The organism is Ligilactobacillus sp. 110_WCHN (assembly GCF_030518115.1).
Lineage (GTDB): Bacteria > Bacillota > Bacilli > Lactobacillales > Lactobacillaceae > Ligilactobacillus > Ligilactobacillus aviarius_C.
Window position 1 is genome coordinate 1 of sequence record NZ_JAULLI010000024.1, and the last position, 20236, is coordinate 20236.

Genomic DNA, 20236 nt, shown 5'->3' on the forward strand with positions numbered 1-20236 from the left:
CGTATTAGCAATTAACGTATCGCCTTGCGCATTATTTCCAAACGTGATACCGCCATTAAAGTGTTGTCTACCCGTCCAAGTGTTTTCGCCACTCAATAATTTATCAACCGCCTTTTGAGTTGCGTCTTCGACATATTGTTGAGCTTTACTGATGTAGTTATTCATCAACTGTTCTAGTTGGTCCGCTGATGTATTTAAGTTATTCAGCTTATCGGTTAAAGCGTTGATTTCTTGTTCAACCTGGTTCTTCCATTTTGTGTAGTCGCTATCAAATGGATTGACCCCGTTTTTGAAATCAGCAGCTAACAGCGTCGCATTCTGGGTAACTTGGAAGAAGCAATAATGTGATGTTGCAAGATTTCCACTTTCGTCCCTAATTTCAAATTGGAATTGATAAACCCCTGCTTCTTGGAATAATCCAAGCGGAAAAGTAAAGTCAATCAGACTTGAATTGGCTTGATTTTCTGAACCCGTAACGTGGAATCGTTCACCGCTTGGATATGCGCCATCAATACTGATGGTTTTACCGTTTAATTGCCACGGGACAGCATTATTCATGAACATAATCTTTAAATCTTTTCCACCTTCACCTGTACTGGCGTTAAACACCGTTCGCAAGTCAAAGAAGAACTTTCCTGGTTTATCAACATCAAGAATGATATAAACTAAGCGTCCATTCTTGAATACGGCATTTTGACCATTAGCAATAGTTTTCTGAACATAGCCAGTATCGATTAACGGTGTGATGTCTACGTCATTATTCATTAATTTTTACCTCCTGTGATTTGATTAATTGCGGTAACGATTAAACCTAAGTCGTCCGCAACTGCTTGCCAGTAGTTATTCCACAGTGCTTTATCAAAGTACAGCACTGTTGGAATGACTGGCTTTTTGTATTCATAATCAATAATGCCGGCCATTAACAGAATATCGTCCATTAAGGTCGGCATTAATTTGTCTAATAGATTTGCATTGTTTAAAAATTGAACCCTTGCGTTTCGATTGAGTAACGGTAGTAATTGAACATCAAAACTTACGTCATACTCACTAAATAAAGGGTTCGTTTGGGATAGTTTATTGATTTGGTCAATCAATTTCTGAATTGTCGTAAAATTCGTCTGGTTAGTTGTATTTAGTGTTCCGGGATTACCGTCCCAGAGCTCTATCTTTGCTTCCACGGTATCCCTCCTAAATCAAATAGTTGAAGTTTCCGTTAACTGGGCTCATTAACTCACTAATTGGCGTTCCTGACAGGTCAGAAATGCTTAGGATATTAAACTCCCCGTCAGGTTGAACTACATAATTGACGATATAATTCTTATCTGATGAAACAATAAAATTCCCTGTTCTCAAGCTTTTTGGTCGATATGGTTCGTCAAATGTTCCCAAAGTTCTTAACGACGCAAGTTCTTGCATCGATAGATCAACGTAAACTATTCCGCTTGAAAGTGAAATAGTAATGGTCCCTGACAATTCTCCAGTATCAACCTTAATCGTTGAAGTTGTCCCTGAACTTTCTTCATTTCCTGAAACAATCGAACTAACATCATTAACCAACTTATTATGAGCTTGCTCCAATTGAACCATGACTTGCGATGGGTCAAGCTGTAAGTTACCGAATGTGATGACGTCCGCCGTTCCCGGTGTATCTCGGTAAATGTCCAACTTACTAATCCGTGTCGTTATATCAATTCCCCAACGACTGCGAACAATGCCATAATTTCCAATTTCGTAATTGTTCGATAAACCGTCCGCATATTCTTTGAACTTATTAACATTAGTTTGATACTGGACAAGCGGGTAATCTTGGAGTTGAGCTTTCAATTCATTTGTTAGCGTGTTAACGTCTGTACACCGATCATCTGAATACGGATTAGCTTCGATAATTCCGAATTGTTTTGAATTTGGACTGGTATACGTTGTACTTATAGTCGGATTACCATTTCCATCCGTTTTACCCGTACCGAAAATCTGCGTTTTAAGCGTGGTAAAATCAGCCGTTTCTTGTAAAGCGTAAACGTCGTCTTTATCGATACATACGAATTGATTTTCACTACCAATCTGATTGTATAAATCAATATGGTAACCATGACACGACCATTCAACGTTGTAGTCCTTAACAATCGAATTAATGAACAGGTCATAAGCTAGCGCATTACCAAACGGCGAACCGCCGTCAGAGCCTTTTGAACCGAAATCATGATTGGCAAAATTTCCGTGTAAAGAGTATCCAAACTTTGTACCCTTAGTAATAAAACTCATAACCGAATCAAGCGACTGTGTGTTGTACATCACGTCTTTAATGTACGTATCGCTTAAATCAGTCAGGACTTGCAAAGCGGTAATTTGCAATTGGTATAAATCTCCAAGCTCCTGACCAGTCTTTTGACTAATGCGATAAATCTCATTGTCTACTGGGTCAATAAAAACGGAACGAGGTTGGATCATTTCAAAGGCAGACTCATTGTCGGGCGTGTTTACCGTATTGAAATCAATCTGCGTCAATGTGTTTAATTGCTTAGTGATATGCAGGTTCTGAACCATTAACGGCTCTTGGTGTCCCTGAATATCTTGAACGATTAACATTGTCATTAGTAATAGAACCTCGTTTCAAATGAAATATTGAAGTCGCTTGCGTTTTGAACTTGGATTTTATTTTCACCCACAGCAAAATCAAGGTAAGCGTGATTAGTATTCGCAAACAGATTTGAACCATTATAAACAGGCTTCATTCCTGTAATATCTAGTTCTTTATCCGATGTGATTTGCGAATTTAATTGCCACGTTTGATTTGTCGTATCATTCTTGATGATTAAGTTATTAGCATTTCCTTTGAACTTAATCAGGACAGGTCGGCTATCGGCTTTTAGTGGGATATTACCTAAATTCCAAAAACTGAAACTATTGCTGTTAAAGCTGTATTTCAGTGGTGTATTAGGTGCGTTCTCGCCGTAACCCCAAGAACTTAAATCATTAACAAATGAGTCATCAGATGTCATTCCCACGGTTTCCCCGCAACCATCGACCATTAATAGATTGATAGTTACATTTTGAGAAAAATAAAAGTTGTTCAAGCGCTTAATATCAAAGCCTTGAGCAACTACTTTGTATCTGATATATGGAATGCGACTATTAATCACGTAAAATGGTTCAAAGCTCGAAAATACTTTTCGCAGCTTAACAACCTGCAATTCGTAATCTTCAAAATCATGTGCCCGAACCATTAGAGTGAGCGGAATTGTTGCTTGCTGGACAGTCGTTTGTGAAAGAATTGGCTTGTCATCATAAATCTGTTGAAAAGATTGATTATAAGCCAGTTGTGGCGGATCAAAGCTGATTACCTTGAAATCGCAATCGTCCAAGTCGTATGACGTTCCGTCTGATTGCTGAACAATAATACTAGGCAAAAGCTCCACCTCCCTTTCTTGCTTGAATACGAATATCTGACGCTTGCAACATTTTCTGATATGGATATGACACATTGGCAATTGTGCGCCCGTCTAATTCAACCGAAATATTAATTGGTCGATTGTCTTGAGCAGATGAAGCCACCGCTGGATTTGATGACGTATAAGCGTTACTAATTTGTGTTACGTTAGGAATCATTGACCCGTTAGATTGCCGTGCCATGTTCATTCCTGAAATAGCCTTAGCAATTTCTGAATTAGGATCATAAGCAGCTCTTTCTTCAGCTGCTTTCCTAAGTAATTCATCAGCGCTTGCACGTTGTGGATTAATAACGTATTCCCGATTGTTTTCAGCTATCCAAGCCTTTTGTTTATAGTCGACAATTCCGCCATTGTCCCAACCATGACCATTACCAATATTTCCCCAACCACCTTCGCCACCGTGGTCAAGGCAGTAAATGGCCGCCATTAATTGGTCTAATCCTGAATAAATATTTGTGTGTCCTGGTCTGCTCCATGCGGCAAATGTACTTGGAACGAATTGAAGTAAACCTTGTGCAGGAGTCCCCCGCAAGTTGTTAATATCACCAATGTTTCCTTGGTGAGCATTAGGATTCCCACCAGATTCAGTGGCAATTTGTCTAAGTAACTTTTCAATCTTCCAGTCAGGCGGGTTATCTTGGCCTAAATTCTTAAAGGCTTCAATAATAACCGGACGCCAACGAGCTACTCCAGCACCGCCAGGGTTATTAGCTGCACCATAACTAACGCCATTTCCGCTACCTGATTCCATCTGTTCCTTGAAATCTTTAGCCAATTTCTTAACCCAATTAATACCCCATTTAGCGAATGCACTTGGAGCATGTTTAATTAATTCTTCAGGGAATACGGCTTTAGCTGATAGCTTGCCAATTTTATTAGTGAAAATCTTTTCCAAGAATTCTAACGGGTGGGCAAGAATATCGGTAATATCTTCAAAGATATCGTGTGCCTTGTCGAAAATCTTTTCAAACAAGTTCTTATCTTTGGTCCCGTCTTTAAATGCTGGAATTCCCATCATATCGGCTAACATTCTACTGCTTTTACCGTCCAAAACTTGTGTTCCTTCGGGTAAGAACGTCATGAAATCACGCTGTTCCGGGAATGCACCAATTTTTCCATCAGGAGTAGCAAACATTTCGCGGTAGTCGTCATCTCCGCTATCGTTTACCATTGCAAAGGTTCCACCTGAACCAACAGTCCCACCAGTTGCAAAGTGTGAGAGTTCAGGAATAGTTGGTGCTTTAATTTTGTCGCCACCAAACTTGTCAATTACCCAGTTAACACCATCAGTAACCTTGCTAATCATGTCATTAATCGGCTTGATTACGTTGTTGACAATATCAACGGCGTGGTTTCCAATAGACCGAACACATGAACCGACCTTTTCCGTGATGTCGTCCCAAATCTTGTGCCAAGTATTCCGAATATCGGTTAACTTACCATTCGTCATATCGTCCAACTTGTTGTACATATCTTTAAACAAGCTTTTAGCGGTTGAAACAAGGTCATTTGTTACTCTCTTTAAATCGCCGTTTAAATCGCTCCAGTTTCCTGAAACGAGGTCATGCCACGTCTTGGTGTAATCTTGGATAGTTTTATATCCGTTCTTAAACGTGGTACTAGATACTCCCATGGTGTCTCTAACCTTAGAAATTACTTGATTGTGAAGCTTACTGTGGGAATCAACAACCGCTTTAACACCGTTTGAAATGTCATGCGTCATGTTTTTCCAACCTGTGCTGATTTTCTTACCGGCTTGGTTCATCATATCGTTAAAACGTTTTGTCACATCACTAGCCATGCTTTTAACGTTTTTACCAATATCCGTCCCCATTTTCTTCACTTGGTTTACTGTGCTAGTACACCAACGACCAAATTTAGTATCTTTAACCAAATTTCCAATCGCTTTGGTAATCAAACCGAACGGGCTTGTTTTAGCAAAGAATTTACCAAGTGTTCCGAAATCAGAAGAAATCTTTGAACAGAATTGTTTAAAAGTGATATTGCCTTTAAGTAAATCGCTGATTGATTTTCCAATATCTTGAAACGCCTTGGCAGGTTTGCTTTGAGTAACACCCTTAACCATGCTTTGAGCGTCTTTAACAATTCCTGATACAAACTTGCCAAAATCTTTTTGCCATTTGGTTTGTCCTTTAAAGAAGTCGCCAATTGCTTTGAACGCTTGGCCAAAGAATTTGCCCACGTTTTCAGCAACTTGCTTAGCCCCTTTAACAATTCCATCAACGAACGCTTTGAATTTCGGGTTGTTCTTGTATAAACCTACAAAAGCAACGGTTAAACCTGCGATAGCTGCTACGGCAATTCCGATAGGCCCACCTAACATTGCAAATGTCGCTTTTAATCCATCTACAATTCCTGTGACTTCTTTTGCTTTAGCAACAAAGGAAGTCAATCCAATAATAAAACCGCTTATTTTCTTAGTTACAAAGATACTTGCTAAAATTGTCCCAATATCTTTAAGAGCCTGCTTATGACTAGCGATTTCCTTTAAAGCGTTAGAAACGTTTTTTAATGGATCGTTAGACTTTGACGCATTGCCACTTAATGAATTGAATGCACTAGCGATTCCCGAAATGACACTCTTAAACGTGTCCCAAACAGAGCTGCCGATTGTTCCGGCTATTTTCCCTAGACTGCTAATCACGTTCATAATATCTTCCTGGTGATCGGCAACGTATTGAATAACCTTAGTTACCCCTGTTAGCGCCGTCCCAAAGGCTTGACTAATAGACTTAGCATATTTTTGCATGCTATCGTTGCTTGTTAATTTGTTGATTGCACTCAAGGCAGATTTGCTCATCTTGAATGAGGATTGCATAATATCTCCACTCAACACGCTAAATTGAGATTTTAAGTGCATGGTCATCCCTTGAAACGATGTCATCGCTTCGGCTTGAGATTTTTTATACTTATCTCCCAATTCATCCAATGCTTTTGAAAATACATCAGCTGTTAACTTACCCTGTGCAGATAATTGATACAACTGTTGCATTGATTTCCCAGTTGCCTTTTGCAAAGCTTCACTAAACATTGGGAATCGGTTAATCATGACTTGCATATCTTCCGCATTAGCTTTCCCACCGGCTTCAATTTTTGCAAATTGTTCCGCTGCTTCGGCTAAGGCGTCATTTGATACGTGCAACGTACTACCTAAGTTAACGAAATCTTGAGTCCATTGCTTAGTTTCCTGGGCGTTTGAATGAACGTGATAGAACGACTGCGCCATCTTGTCTAAGCATTCGCTAGAATAGATAGATTTCTGGGCAAAATCATTAATCATTCCGACCATTTGTTGCCCGTCTTGTGGTGCTTCACGGGTAAGGTTTTCCCAGTTGATCTTCATGGTATCTTGCTGAACGTTGTATTCTTCCCCAGCTTGCGTCATTGCATGTAAACCGTTAGTGATTGCAGAAATACCGCTTTGTACAAGACCTCCAACAAACGTACCCATCATCACATCACGCAAGGTGTGTGTCTTTTCACTCGCTTGGCTGACCGATGACGTATAGCGTCTAACTGGTTCGGTTGCTTCATCATTGACTTTTAACGTTGTCGCCTTTTCCTTTGGAATCTTGCGCAACGTCTCTTCAAAATCAATTGCTTTACCGTCACGAACATCGGCAATTAATTCTGTTTTAATTGATTTTGGAATTTTATCAAGGATCTTTTCAAAGTTGATAATTCCGGCGTCGTTTGCCTGCGCGATAATTTCAGACTTAACCGATTTCGGAATCTTATCTAAAGCTTTGTCGCTTTGCTCTGCTTTTTCAAGCAGGTTGGCCGCGTCTGCTTTAATCTTGGCAGACACTTTCTTATTGCCGATTGAGTCAAGCTGTTCTTTGCTTTCTTCGGCCTTGTCTTTTAACTGCTCATCGTTTGCGCCAATCTTCGGCTCTGCTTTTTTGCCGTTGATGTCGTTGATTGCGTCCTTAACCGTTCCTTTAGCGTCATTCATTGCATTTTCAAATTTTTCAGAAATCTGATCGGCGCTGACATTTGCACCAATATTCTTCAGATTATCCGTTAACCATTGAATGTCTGATTGAATGCCGTCTTTACGCAAGGACAGGTCAATTACGACTTGGCCGTCACTGTCTGCCATATTTTATCCTCCTTTCCGAACAGAATTTGCTTTCAACATTCCAAACACGCTCGTCATATCTTGCTCAACGTTTTCGGCCGTATCTTTTTCATCAAGCATGTAGTATGTTTGAAGTTCCATGATACGTTCTAGTTGTTCGCCTTCCATGTTTGACGTATCTGTTTGTCTGATCCGGACAATTCGCATAAGTGGACTGTCTTCGGATAAATTGTTGAAAAGTGCTTGAAATTTCTCCCACCGCATACCCGGGCACTCCAGCAAGTCAATGTTGTAGTCATACAAAAAGGACGCATAGATTGCTTCTGCGTCCTTGGTATATGAGAAATATTTGTGATTAACATTGTGCTTTGTGTCCTCTAGCACTTTATTATTGCCGTACGGCCGTTCTGTGATTATTTGAGCAACGTAATTGACTAATCTAGCCTTTTCATTAACTGAAACCGGGACATCGCCAACAAACAACGAAAAAGCATTGATGACTTTGTCGTATTCGGTCAAATCATCATCTTCCAGCATTTCATACCATGTCAACACAGTTTGAAAATCCAATCTTAACTTGTATGTTTTGCCATCTGACAATTTAACCCGATCTTCAAAGCCTTTTGTCAGCGATAGCATGATTAGACTTCTTCCGGTTTCTTATGGTACTTGTTGTGCATTTCGGCGTTTTTAGCGTATAACTCATCAGTTACATCATTCATGACTTGAGCCATAACAATTGTTGAGTTACCTACTGCCTTATAAATCGCATTTCCCGCACCACGACCAAAAATCGCATTCGCTAATTCCACGTAATCTTCCTTAGCGTTTGCCACGGTATCAACCGCGCTATCTACTAATTGATCGATTTGTTTATTTGTTAAATCGTTATCTGAAAGTTTTTCAAAATTACGACTTGAAACAAACCCGTCTTTGATTTGTTTCTTGCCTGCTGCGATGATCTTATCCAATGTTTTATCATTAGCAACCGCAGAAAATTCCTTATCTCCGCACTTAACTACCACTTTATTTTGCTTATACTTTTCACCAGTTAAATCAATTACTGTCATGAATAATCACTCCTTAATTACTATTGAACTCCACCGTTTGAACTACCGGCTGTATTTGATACACCATTCAAACCTGTTCCATCATCATTGTTCTTACCTGTTCCTGCTGAATAGATAGGAGCACCGTTTAAGTTCATTGTGAATGAGAATGTTTGATATGCGTTAGCATTCCCACCCATTGTTTGAATCTTAGTAATTGTGACAGAAGCAAGAATGACGTTGTTTGATTGGTCCGTCCAACGCAATAACGTCCGGCATTGGTCGCCCATCTTCAAGAATAACGATGAGATGAAATCTTGTGCCGGATCGTTAACAACACGAACACCTTTAACAGCGATTGAAATATCTTTCCCTGTAACGTCCATTTCTTGGAAACCTTTGTCGTTCCAATATGACGCCTTGGTTGTTGTGTCATTTGACGTTGGTGTAATTGATGAAATACCTTGAGCAAGGTCAACCCATTTAGCGTTTGAAATATTTGCTGGATCCTTGCCCATGTTCATATCCAATTCAAACTTGTTGACCCAGTTTTGAGGACGTTTTAAGTTGCCTAATTGTGAACTTGTCTTATCGCCAACATCTCCTAAAGTTGCGCCAGTTGATGTTACTGGAGATGAGCTTGCTCCTGCTGGAGTTACTGATGATGTATTTTCTGTATCAGCCATTGTTTAACATTCCTTTCGTTTGATAAATTTGAACAGAAAAGCCAAGCGTGTACTGGAAATGACCGCTAGTGTCAGCGTCCGTTAAGCTTGGCTCATTGTCGATATTTAAATCTTGGAAAATATACGAACCGTTTTTACTATCGAGTTTCTCTAAGCTATCTAGCATGCTTGCAATTCGCCACATGGTATTAGTGCATAGTTGCGGATCAGTACCACGCATTTGAATCTCGTATTTGATGTTCTTAGTCAAATTTCCGGCCCAGTCTGCAAATTCGGTCGCTGAACCAACGACCGGATAGATTGCTAAGCCTTCATTCTCTGATAAGTAATTAATCACGCACGGATAAGGCAAATTTTGCATTTCGTTAATCTTTGTTGCCAACATTTCTGTTAAATCCATTTAAAAACTCCTTCTAAAAGCGTCTGCAATATTCTTCATTGCCTGCGGATCACTCTTTACTCTTTCGTCCCATTTTGGCCCAGTTCCAGGCGTGGTATACGTCCAGTCTGTTTTCCCCAATTTTGAAACTCCCAAGTATTGATAGTGAGCGTATGGCGTATTCCACTGAATAGACTTACCACCGTTGATAATTTGCCCGCTTTGCCGCAATGTTCCATTTCTGCGTGGGACATATTTATCGGCTTCCAACATGAACTGGTTAGCCATTGGCTTGCGGGCTTTGTTAATGCGATCGTTAATTCTATTCATATCAACGTTTACATCAACCTTGATAGGCATTGACTTGCACCTCGTAGCTCCAAATGTTGTTGCTTGTCGGTTCTTTATTGATTGATATGTGCGAAATACTGTATTTCTTGCCTTCACATTCGATATATCCCGTAGAATCTACTGGAATATCAGGAAAAGGCGTTGAAACTTGGTTGAAGATGAATAACGTGCCGTCGGCGACTTTAACGCGGTTGTTATTATCACCGGAATAAATCGTTTCAAGCTGAAAAACAACATTGTCAACGTTAATTGGCGGTTGTTTTTCTTTCTGACCGTACAAATTAGCCTTTGTACCGTCCAAAACGATTGACACGCTTTGATTGCAGAACGCTTTCGGAATTCTATAAGAGAAGATCAACGACGGCTACTCCTGAATAAAGTAGACCTGTTGGGTACAGAATGTTAAAGACTAACATTGAAACGCCTGAATTGCCATAGGTAACATCGTCAACCGTTGCTCCTTTGTTGTAATTGATTGACGCGTTGCCAATATGCACGCTGTTAATTGCCCCCGTGGTTTGTTCTGCCGGCGTTGCGCCGTATTCCTGCGCAAAATCGCATTGCATACAGATTGCTTTTTCATAAATTAAAGCCCGGCGCTTAATAAAGCTATCCGGACTTTGTAAATCTTGCTCGATAGTATGTTCTGAACCGTCAGCGTAGAACTGGTTCGTAATGTTCTCCACTAACGTTTGCGCAATCGAAACTTGTTTCTCAAATTGTTCTTGCGTCAAGGCTTTGAAACCTAATTGAGTATAGGTGTCATAACTTAACATCTAGACACCTCCTGTTTTCTATTTGCCTGCTGTGCTTGATGAAGCTGGAGCAGTTAATGTGATGACACAAACCTTTGAATCATCGTTGATAGCTGTTGCATAGTGTTCGTCAGCTGTGATGATTGTAGCTTTGTGAATGATGTCCCGTTGAGTTTCAACTGCAACGCCACGCTTCATGTAAATACCCAAAGCGCCTTGCTTCATAGCAATAGCTTTACCTTTAGTTAACTTACGTGATGTGACGATTTGCCAACCTAAGATTTCACCTAATGCACCATTGCCTTGAATTAATACATTATCGCCTAATTGTGTTGGGCGCTTATAAGCATCCATTGCAGCAGCGATTAAATCGTTGGCATCTTGTGGGTTCATAACGATAACACCGTTCATCATTGCTGTGGCTTCGGTTGTATCATTACCAACCGTTGTATTATTCACAAAAGTTGCTTCCAAAGCGTTGATTAATGTTAAATCATTTACATTTGAGCAAGTCAATTTAGCTTTAAGCAATGTATTCATGCAGTCGTTATCCACGTGGTCGGCGATTGACATACCTAATTGGCGTGTGATTTCTGAAATCGGATCGCCGTAAGCAGATAAAGCAAATTCATCTGAATATTGAGAACCGATACCAGCCTTTTTGATTTTGATGTCTTGCATTGAAGCAGAGAGTTCCTTCAAAGGAATTGCACCTAATTCTTTGACGTCTGTTGCTTCACCAATGTATTTCCACCGTGGAACTGTTACGGTTGTCCCTGCCCGTCCTTCCAATGTAGTATCAACAACAGCCATTGGAGCAAACTTTAAGTAGTTTGGTAATTGTGCCGAAACCATTGCTGTTAAGACTTGAGGATCAATAAATCCATTCCCTTGTGTTGTATTTGATTGGCTCATCATTGTTGAGTCGCTTTCTACGGCGTTTGAACCTACGCCTGATGTTGTCATGTCTGTTGGTGTAATAGCCATTTTGCATACCTCCTAAATAAATTCTTTAATGGCTTGTTGGTATCTTTCCGGGTTGGTTTCTTTGAGTTTAAGCAATTCTCCGTAACTCATGTTCTTGACATCAATCGGAGTTGGTTTGCCGTCATCGCCCTTTGAAACCTTACCGGCAGTTGCCTTAATTCCTTGCGGTTCTTCCGGCTCTTTTGGTGGTTCAGGTTGCTCAAATAGGAATGACTTATTTTTTTGTAACTCTTCAAGTTGACCTTTCAAGCCGGTTAAACCGTCATCGTTAAACTTGATTTCGTCTGTATTAAGAAATGGCATGATAGCCTTGTTATCACGAACATGTGCTTCACGTAAAGCGTTGTTAATAGCATTATTCTTCTTAACACTTAATAACTCTGCTTTGGCGTTTTCTTGGCTTTCCTTGAGCTGTCCTTGCAAGTCTGCAATTTGACTCTTGAGATCATCATTATCTTTAATGTTGGCTTTCATTTCGTCTAATTGCTTATTGCTGGTATCAACTTGCTTTTTGAAACTATCACGTTCAGCAGTTAAGGTGTCGACTTGTTCCTTTAGTCCGTTCACGCTTTTACCAAATTCTGCCATGATCGTGTTTACTTGGTCTTTATCTAAGCCCATTTCTTCTAATGTTTTTCTTTCCATGTGTTCCTCCTACGAGTTTTACGTGTTCGCCACGATAGAGTTTTTGGAATAAAAAATAAGCAGTTTAACGCCATGCTTAGGGCGAATTATTATTCTTTTGGAAAAAGTTTCCCGTCTCTGTAATAGTATTCTTTGTCGCCAATGCCTATTACTTTTTCGATAGAGTCGCTTGAGTTAGAACGCGCAATAGCATTTGTAATTTCTGATGTAACAGTGTTGATTTTCTTTGTCAGTGCCACTCTATCAATTTTGTGGTAATCAATACCAGGAATAATATCGACTGTGAAAGACATTCTCGCAGTTGTTCCGCGGCCTTCGGTTTTAACGTCCATATCAATAATTGAAGCTTGATACTTATTCTTTTCCATACATAATCACCAATCCATGTTCTGTATTTTCTTTTTTACACGTTTCGTTAAATCTATCGCTTGACTTTCGTAAGTCATCACACCTAAAAACAAATGAATAATCTTCTACCCTAGTAATTAAATCTTTGCGAATAAGTTTTTTCTAAAATGGCTTACGCTATCAAACTCATGAACAAAAACGTAACCATTGCTGCGATATAATCTTTTAGCAAGCAACATAACCGGCTCAACAACTAAAAAATGCTCACCGCTTGACAAAGTAACTCTTGTTAATTCAATTCGTAAAAGTTTTAAATCGGACTGTTCCCGCTTCCTTTTAAACATATCAATCAACTCCTAATCTGTTCCCGTGAATAATCACGAGTTAAGAAATCATTGTCTTTGATTAATTGCCGCAACCTTGCTTGACGCCCCTTGATAAGCTGGTTAAATCGGTTAATACCCTGCTCATCGCCTAAACGCTTCGCCATTGCAAGTTGTTTCTTTGCTTGACGAATTGCACGCTCGTAATTGCGTTGTTTGGCTTGAATTTGCCCATTTTTAACAGCTTGCTCTGGTGTTAAATCAGGAAACGGATTGTCTGGTACACTACTTACGCCTTCGACAAACGGCGTGATGTAGTGCTTGCAATTTACCTTTACTGTTTTCTCGTATTGCTACGAGTGTCGGACTATATCTTCTCAACGCTATAAAGCGCTGGCATTGCACTTCGGACAGTAGCCTATCTTCCGTCCTACTCTACTCACTTCCAATAAAAAAAGACGGGGAACCGTCTTTTTGTTGTGCTTTCGATAGTCTCTACACTTTCTCAAAGATACTCCCACTTAAAACCACCAGCTGTTTTTCTGTGCGGTTTATGTAAAGCTACTGCACTAATAGTTTGAGAGCTTATTCCGGTGGCTCTTTCAGCCTCGCGAGTTCCGTTATAAACGGCTATTAACTCTCCGCTTTTGCTATATTGTGCGACTTTCTTCTTTAGTGAGTCAGTATACTTCTTTAGCTGAGCTGACTTCTCAGCTAAATAATCAGGATTTTTTAAACGTTCTTTTTGTAGCTTGCTAGAAGCCTCCGAACGTTCCTTTCGATAGCTTTCTTTTGCCCATTGTTTTTTATTCCAATCAGAAAAAAACTTGCCGTGCTTTTCCGATTGCTTTTTATCGTGCATAGGAATTGCGTCAAAAGATATATTATAGCTTTTGTTTTTATCTTGTTTAGATAAATAATAGTTTTCCCATTTATCCAACTCAGATTTTGGACACTCTTTTATCACTTCAAAAGAAAAGTTTTCTTTTCCATATTTAGCGATATCCTTATACAAAGGGCGTGTTCGTTCTAGAGATTTTTCTCTTCGATATGGTTTGAAATGCTCTTGCCGTCTCCTACTCACATCAACACTTTGTCCGATGTAAGTTTTTCCATTAATTTTGTTTGTTATCTTATAAATCCCAATCATTGTATACACCACCTTTGAGCTTAGCACGGGATTGTCCTCGTGGGATTTCCCCGTTAGCCTTATTATACGATAAATTGATTGCAATTAATACCGTATAATAAAACACCCTTAGGCAATAAGGTTCACAATGTTTTTTCGAGGGGCATAAATTGTTTACCTCTCGCTCCGCCCGGTTCGCCATATCCGTGATTGTATAAGCTATCGTACTTGTCGTTATAATCCGGACTTTCGGGCGGTACTAAATTAATCACTTGATGTTGAATAGGTGCGCACGCTTGCCGACTTGCTAAGTGCATTGAATACAAGCCCAACGTTACGCCGTAATCACTCATCGCATTCATGCGAATATCTTCAAAGGTTCGATTAACAGCCGTCTGAATACACAATCGTGAGTAACCTTCAAGCGACAATACCGCACCACGCCGATTAACTAAACCGGTTGGAATTCCTTTGGCGACTTGTTCATAAATATTGTCATCAATCGCCCGTTCAAGTGTTTTTCCACCGTTTACCACGTCTGTAACGCACTGATTAGTGATGTTCTTGTAAATATCTGCTAAGGCGTTGCTTGATACGTTTCGATTAATCAGGTTCATCATGCCCGTTTTAATCTCCTGTGACACCGTTGTAACGTTATCGTGGATAATTTCACTTGATTGTGTTTTGACGTGCTTAGACGTTAAATTTGATAGCTCTGCGTTAATCTCATCGCTAATCTGTTGTCCGTTAGCCTCTAACATTGCCTTGGTATCTTTCAAATTACTATCTTGAAAATGTTGAGCAATAAAAGCAGCAGTTGCAGCCAATTCATCGGCGTTGGCAGTGTGTTCTGCTTGCCATTGGTAAATCTCATCAACCGAATCAATATCGCCTTTTTTAAGATAATCAGCGATTAGGTTTAACAATGCGGTTTCAATGTCGCCGTATTGCTTAACCATTTTGTCGATGAGCCTATCTAAATCTTGTCGTGATAGCATGGTTAATCACCCTCGTCCTCATCAAATGAGGTCATCGCCTGATCAAGTGCCGTCATTTTTGGCATTGGCTTTTCGGCATTTTCTTTGTTGATTTCCTGAATTTCCTGTTCGGCTTGTTCTTCACTCATACCGTAATTACGCATTAAGAACGTCTTCTTACTCATGATTCCGGCATTAACTACTTTCAAATCTTCATCACGCTGCGTATTAGCGTCAACAAACACGCTATCATCGTGATGAATTGATAAGCCGATATTTCCAAAATCAATTGAGTTTAACAAGTCCGCTGGTAATGGTGTTTCGCCATTGTTAAATAATGCCGGTGTCAACGCCATTTCAATAATTGCGGTTGCTAAATCAGTAATACATTTATCAAGATTCGTCAGGATACTTTCCCGCGTTTGATACGTTTGAGAATTTTCACTGATAACCTGTGTTGCAGTTTGCAAGCCACTTTGTGGATTAAAACTAAATGTCCCATTTGAAACACCGCAGCCACTTTCAAACTCCGCAATCCAATAATTAATAGTTTGCGTAAACTCTTCAACACGAATATCTGAATTTAATTCAGTTGGTTTAAAGTCTTGTGCGCTTGCGTTAACCGCAACAAAGGCGTCTGAATCAACGTCAAACGCTGGTTTGTGGTGCTCATCAAATGCAATCATTTGCGCAGGCGCTAAAATCGTACGTTTCCCGGTTCTAACTTCCCACATAAAAGCGTCATGCGTGTAGTTGATGTTGTCTAACGTGTTCTTATTGTTAGCAACAATTCCCAAACCTAATGGGCTTCTTAATACCTTGTTATTGGCGCTTGGCATTTTGAAATAGGCAAATAACGGGCGTGAGATGTTATGAAATACCACTTCATCTTGTAAATCGTCATATACTTCATCAAGTGGAACTTGTTCACCAACAGTTGACTCATCATCTGATTTGTACAATTCGTTAGTGATTGTATATGTTCCGTCTTGTTGCCATTGATGAAATTCTAACAGCGTGTAATACGTATATTCGTTCTTTTCTTCGCCAGGTTTGACGGTAGTTGACGCAATACAGCATTCTTTAATTTCATTTGAATTGCTTTCAAGCGGGTAGAACTGATCGGCGTCACACCACGCAATTTTAACCTCGTCATTTTCAACATATGGACGAACAGCAAAACCACCGGTCGCAATCGCCTTTTCAAGCTTTTCTTGCAAGTTGTCGTTGAACCGGTTTTGTTGGAATACATCATTAATAAACACGCCAAGCTGTTCATTTTCAAAACTGTATTCCGCTGTTTTACCAAAGATAATCGACGCCATTCGCCGGCACATTGCTTTTGTCATGTTCAAAGCGTTAAACGGACGTTCTTTGATGTATTCATGGCGTCCATCATTGCCAATGCTTGGACGATACTTAACGTTTGGAAAATTACCTTTGTAGTAAACTAACGCCTCTTTGATATACGTGTCGTACATTTCCGGATTAACGTTAATTCGCGGATCATCGGTAATACTCATTAATTCTTTTGGCACGTTTCCACCTCCTTTAGATCAAATTCAAGTCAAACCGATTTTCTAAAATGGCATACTGCAAGCAGTCGCATGTATGGTCATGCTCTTTAATCGGTTTCGGGATTTCATCATGCATGGTGTTTTCATCCCACCGGTATTTTTTATGCTCATCTAAAAAAATCTGATTGCTTTCGGTATTCAAATAAAAAAACTTCCCAGTTGCTAGGAAGTTCTGTACATAACCAATCATGGCGTCTTTGCGCTTTTTATGTGTGTGTTCAAAGTAAATGCCATATTGTTTCTGAAACTCATTATCCAACGCAAAATCAGCCGTGGCGCTATCTGCTAAGCGTTGAACGTAATCAATGCGATATTTTTGCATATTGCGTTCTTCAAACTCGTGTAAGTCTTTTGCTAAATCGCTTGGCGCTTTCTTTTGACTGTGCTTGGTTGGATCATAATAATACGTGTCTAATAAACAAACTTCATTATCGTAAGTGATTGCTAAACACAGGTAAGCCGTTGCTGATACTTCATAACCTGTATCGCAACTAAAGACCAGCTTTTTAATCTGCTCTGGTGGAACGTTGTTCGTAGCATGAAATAGTTTCATGTTATAGATATTCGTACCAAGTCCAACAACTTCGCCAAGATACAACCAACGATAATATTCTTCATCGTTCTTTTTGATGTTTTCAATCATCTTTAACGTTTGCTCATCAGTAAATCCAAGCTCATCATCTAAGTAGGTACTTGTATCAATAAAGTAGCTATCGTCTTGATACTTCTTCTCAATCCATTCATTAATCCACGAATACGCGTTTCTTGGTGGGTTGTAAGAATAAAATACCTTCACTTGGTCAACATACGGGCTTCGGTGACGAATAAACGTTGTATTTGACTGGTCAAACGTTTCAGCATCTTTCAAGTTTGCTGCTTCTTCATACCACACACCAATCACATTCGGAACGGTGTTTGATTTAAGTTTTTGCGGATCATCAGCACCATAAAAATAAAACGTTGATCCAGTTCGGATATGCGTAATTGTCAACGGACTTGTTCTAAATTTAAACTCATCACGGCAATTAAGCCAGTTCATCGCCATTTCAACTTGGCGGTAAACACTGTCACGTAAATGGCTAGCATTTTCACGAACACAAATGACATTAGCTTGGTGATTAAGTGCAATTTCTTTCTTCATCATCGTTAATAATTTGAGACTAATCACAGATGACTTAAACGAACCACGTCCGCCTTTAGCAACGATGTATGGTTTAGTTGTGTTCCACATCTTGTAGAAATGCGGGTTGATGTTGTCACTAATCTTAATCGTCCGTGTCATCGTTATTCTCCTTTGGTATATCATCTACAATAATTGTCTTGTCTGGAATTTTATCCGGATTAGCGATTAAATTGGCTTTGTATTCTGCTAAATCAGCGTCCGCTCTTAACTTGCGTAATTGTTGTTCGATTACTGGATCATTTGCTGGATAACGTTTCATCAGTTCTCTACCAGCTGACAGCCTTGTTTTAATATCAGGCTCTTTTTCTGTTTTCTTCATACCAAGCGGAGTAGAAACAACAACAGTTTCCTTAGCTTCGCCACGCAATACAGATGAGTAAAATTCCATAACTTCTTTTGCATCCGCAATCTTGTGTGATTCGATTTCTTTCTGCTTTTCAACTACATAAGCCTTAATGTAAGGTTTTGTCAGGTTTTCGTTGCCAATTACCCGTGCAGTTTTCTTTGAATATCCAGCTTTTATCGCCGCTTCTGTTGCATTACCGCACTTTAAATACTCATCAGCAAACATTCGTTGCTTATGCGTTAGTTTCATGGCATTCTACTCACCTCCTTAAATAAAAAAGCGGTAGCTATTCGCTATCGCTTATCTTTCAACAATATCATAATAAACCTTTATCAGTTCGAGCAGTGTTCGAGAATTGTTTTCAGTTTGTTTAGTGATTGTTCACTTTAACAAATTTTTTGTAAAATAAAAAAACAGTAGTAATAACTACTGCTTATAAGTTCAATTTTTTATTTAACTAACAAAAAAGATAGCAACTACGCTATCTTTATACCCCATTGACTTATTTACAAGCTACTAACCTAACATTAAAAGTCTTTCCTAAGTAAGTTAAGTACCATCACTGATACCAATACTAACACTGTGGCACCAATTACAGAAGGAAATATTGCCATTCCTGCTACTTCCCATCCCCAAGAACCCAATAGCGCTTCTCCGAGATAGGATCCTAATAGTCCGGCAATAATATTGAAAAACCAGTTCATTGAATCACCTCGTCTGGTGATCCATCCAGCAATTGCGCCGATGAGTGCGCCAACGATTATAACCCAAATCCAATGTAACATAGTTAAATCCTCCTTTATGGGGTAATTCAATTATATCAGCACCTTTTAGATATATGCAATTAAAAGACATATTTATCTTATTAATTAATTTAAATTATAAAAATAAAAAAAGATAGTAGTACAAACTACCATCTTTATAAATCATTACTAAAAAATTGATTTTACTAATTCTTTAATATCATGAATCGTCTTCTTTTGTGCTAAATATGATTTCACTTTTGAATCGTCATCGTTTAAATTATCTAAATCTTTATCAAGATTATCAATTCTTTTATTAATTTCATTAATTACATCAACTGTACCATTCACCGCTTTTTCAGCAGCTTTATCAGCCATTTTATCTACACGCTTTTCTTCGTGAGCAATGCGACGAATTTCATGTAGTGCTTCTTCTTGTTTGACAAAATGTTTTACCTTACTATATGTTATTTTTATGTAAATGAATATATACTTTACTCATAAACATGCAAATCAGGACAACCTTTTTGCAATTCCAAGCAATCTGCAAATTCATTATATGCCTTATCCCGTGATTTAAAATACGTTGAGTGTGAGCAGTACAGATTTTGCTCTATTTGCCAATCTTGGAGTCCTTGAATATATTTACCCTTAAGGATAACTAGCGATGTCTGAGAGCAATTTTGGAACGCTTGAGCCACACCTTGAATCATCTCTTTAGCAGCGATGTATTTAATAATCTTATCTTCGTTGTGATTGCCACCATCATGACTAACTGGCATATCCGATATTGTTGGTGACTTTAAACTCGCTGGGTTTTCGTTTGCTAGTCTTAAAATCCTTGGTAATTTATTATCAAGAAAATCTTTTACATTCTTCGCTGTAGCTTTGTAATCAATATTATCAATTTCAAGCAATAAATCCACAAGCGCCACTTCCTTTAATTTGTTATAATAGGGTTGCTTTGTGAAATGACGCCGTGCTGGCGTTATTTTTTTATGCAAATAATAGCGATAAACAGAACAAACTCAATTAAAATCGAAATCACTAATGCCATGACGTCCACTCCACGATATATGACCACGTTTCAGAGTCGATGTCATACCATTTGCCGTCAAGATTGATTTGAAAAACGTTATTCTGTGTATCTTTATACAGCATATCTTTGATTTGGTGATTCAAAGATTTAACATGATTATCCTTCGTA

At 39.1% G+C, this 20236-nt stretch carries 24 protein-coding genes and 1 pseudogene; all 25 read right to left on the reverse strand.

Translation table 11 applies throughout. The annotated features are described in order from the left end of the window. A partial coding sequence (locus tag Q3C15_RS07570; RefSeq protein WP_302704821.1) for a hypothetical protein occupies positions 1-765 on the reverse strand: 765 nt, incomplete at its 3' end. Beyond that, positions 765-1178, reverse strand: coding sequence for a hypothetical protein (locus tag Q3C15_RS07575; RefSeq protein WP_302704823.1), 414 nt, complete (start codon positions 1176-1178; stop codon positions 765-767). The genes Q3C15_RS07575 and Q3C15_RS07570, both read right to left, overlap by 1 nt. 10 nt (positions 1179-1188) lie before the next feature. Beyond that, positions 1189-2592: a prophage endopeptidase tail family protein gene (locus tag Q3C15_RS07580; RefSeq protein WP_302704824.1), complete on the reverse strand. Its 1404-nt coding sequence runs from the start codon at positions 2590-2592 to the stop codon at positions 1189-1191. After that, entirely contained in the window at positions 2592-3407 is an 816-nt protein-coding gene (locus tag Q3C15_RS07585; RefSeq protein WP_302704825.1) for a phage tail domain-containing protein, read from the reverse strand. Before Q3C15_RS07585 ends, Q3C15_RS07580 begins: the two co-directional genes overlap by 1 nt. After that, the gene (locus Q3C15_RS07590; RefSeq protein ID WP_302704826.1) at positions 3400-7572 is read right to left on the reverse strand and encodes a tape measure protein; all 4173 of its coding nucleotides are present in this window, start codon (positions 7570-7572) and stop codon (positions 3400-3402) included. The genes Q3C15_RS07585 and Q3C15_RS07590 overlap by 8 nt, the downstream gene beginning before the upstream one ends. A gap of 3 nt (positions 7573-7575) precedes the next feature. Beyond that, positions 7576-8190 carry a Gp15 family bacteriophage protein gene (locus Q3C15_RS07595; RefSeq protein ID WP_302704827.1) on the reverse strand — a complete coding sequence of 205 codons (615 nt, stop codon included), beginning with the start codon at positions 8188-8190 and terminating at the stop codon, positions 7576-7578. A 2-nt stretch (positions 8191-8192) separates the two neighbouring features. Then, on the reverse strand, positions 8193-8621 hold the full coding sequence (locus tag Q3C15_RS07600; protein WP_302704828.1) for a hypothetical protein: 429 nt from the start codon (positions 8619-8621) through the stop codon (positions 8193-8195). 20 nt (positions 8622-8641) lie between these two features. Then, positions 8642-9286 carry a phage tail tube protein gene (locus tag Q3C15_RS07605; RefSeq protein ID WP_302704829.1) on the reverse strand — a complete coding sequence of 215 codons (645 nt, stop codon included), beginning with the start codon at positions 9284-9286 and terminating at the stop codon, positions 8642-8644. Next, entirely contained in the window at positions 9279-9686 is a 408-nt protein-coding gene (locus Q3C15_RS07610) for a minor capsid protein (protein WP_302704830.1), read from the reverse strand. Before Q3C15_RS07610 ends, Q3C15_RS07605 begins: the two co-directional genes overlap by 8 nt. Further along, complete coding sequence (locus tag Q3C15_RS07615; RefSeq protein ID WP_302704831.1) at positions 9687-10025, reverse strand: minor capsid protein; 339 nt, start codon at positions 10023-10025, stop codon at positions 9687-9689. Then, on the reverse strand, positions 10009-10374 hold the full coding sequence (locus Q3C15_RS07620) for a putative minor capsid protein (protein WP_302704832.1): 366 nt from the start codon (positions 10372-10374) through the stop codon (positions 10009-10011). The genes Q3C15_RS07615 and Q3C15_RS07620 overlap by 17 nt, the downstream gene beginning before the upstream one ends. Continuing rightward, positions 10358-10792 (reverse strand): hypothetical protein, encoded by a 435-nt coding sequence (locus tag Q3C15_RS07625; RefSeq protein ID WP_302704833.1) that lies wholly within the window; start codon positions 10790-10792, stop codon positions 10358-10360. Before Q3C15_RS07625 ends, Q3C15_RS07620 begins: the two co-directional genes overlap by 17 nt. Positions 10793-10810: 18 nt before the next feature. Next, complete coding sequence (locus Q3C15_RS07630) at positions 10811-11758, reverse strand: N4-gp56 family major capsid protein (protein ID WP_302704834.1); 948 nt, start codon at positions 11756-11758, stop codon at positions 10811-10813. Between the two features lie 12 nt (positions 11759-11770). Next, complete coding sequence (locus Q3C15_RS07635; RefSeq protein ID WP_302704835.1) at positions 11771-12403, reverse strand: phage scaffolding protein; 633 nt, start codon at positions 12401-12403, stop codon at positions 11771-11773. A gap of 89 nt (positions 12404-12492) precedes the next feature. Further along, positions 12493-12771, reverse strand: a complete 279-nt coding sequence (locus tag Q3C15_RS07640; protein ID WP_302704836.1) for a hypothetical protein — start codon at positions 12769-12771, stop codon at positions 12493-12495. A 117-nt stretch (positions 12772-12888) separates the two neighbouring features. Beyond that, positions 12889-13095 (reverse strand): hypothetical protein, encoded by a 207-nt coding sequence (locus Q3C15_RS07645; RefSeq protein WP_302704837.1) that lies wholly within the window; start codon positions 13093-13095, stop codon positions 12889-12891. A gap of 5 nt (positions 13096-13100) precedes the next feature. Continuing rightward, positions 13101-13394 (reverse strand): annotated as a pseudogene (locus tag Q3C15_RS07650) (phage minor capsid protein); the annotation flags it as partial. A gap of 185 nt (positions 13395-13579) precedes the next feature. Beyond that, positions 13580-14224 carry a GIY-YIG nuclease family protein gene (locus Q3C15_RS07655; protein ID WP_302704838.1) on the reverse strand — a complete coding sequence of 215 codons (645 nt, stop codon included), beginning with the start codon at positions 14222-14224 and terminating at the stop codon, positions 13580-13582. A 122-nt stretch (positions 14225-14346) separates the two neighbouring features. Next, entirely contained in the window at positions 14347-15201 is an 855-nt protein-coding gene (locus Q3C15_RS07660; RefSeq protein ID WP_302704839.1) for a phage minor capsid protein, read from the reverse strand. 2 nt (positions 15202-15203) lie between these two features. Further along, entirely contained in the window at positions 15204-16718 is a 1515-nt protein-coding gene (locus tag Q3C15_RS07665) for a phage portal protein (RefSeq protein WP_302704840.1), read from the reverse strand. 13 nt (positions 16719-16731) lie between these two features. Beyond that, positions 16732-18039 (reverse strand): PBSX family phage terminase large subunit, encoded by a 1308-nt coding sequence (locus Q3C15_RS07670; protein ID WP_302704841.1) that lies wholly within the window; start codon positions 18037-18039, stop codon positions 16732-16734. Next, positions 18023-18535: a terminase small subunit gene (locus Q3C15_RS07675; RefSeq protein WP_302704842.1), complete on the reverse strand. Its 513-nt coding sequence runs from the start codon at positions 18533-18535 to the stop codon at positions 18023-18025. Before Q3C15_RS07675 ends, Q3C15_RS07670 begins: the two co-directional genes overlap by 17 nt. A 278-nt stretch (positions 18536-18813) precedes the next feature. Continuing rightward, positions 18814-19071 (reverse strand): GlsB/YeaQ/YmgE family stress response membrane protein, encoded by a 258-nt coding sequence (locus tag Q3C15_RS07680; RefSeq protein WP_289554577.1) that lies wholly within the window; start codon positions 19069-19071, stop codon positions 18814-18816. A gap of 147 nt (positions 19072-19218) precedes the next feature. Then, on the reverse strand, positions 19219-19407 hold the full coding sequence (locus Q3C15_RS07685) for a hypothetical protein (RefSeq protein ID WP_289554576.1): 189 nt from the start codon (positions 19405-19407) through the stop codon (positions 19219-19221). Positions 19408-19523: 116 nt separating this feature from the next. Next, on the reverse strand, positions 19524-19955 hold the full coding sequence (locus Q3C15_RS07690; protein WP_302704843.1) for an ArpU family phage packaging/lysis transcriptional regulator: 432 nt from the start codon (positions 19953-19955) through the stop codon (positions 19524-19526). Positions 19956-20236 lie beyond the last annotated feature (281 nt).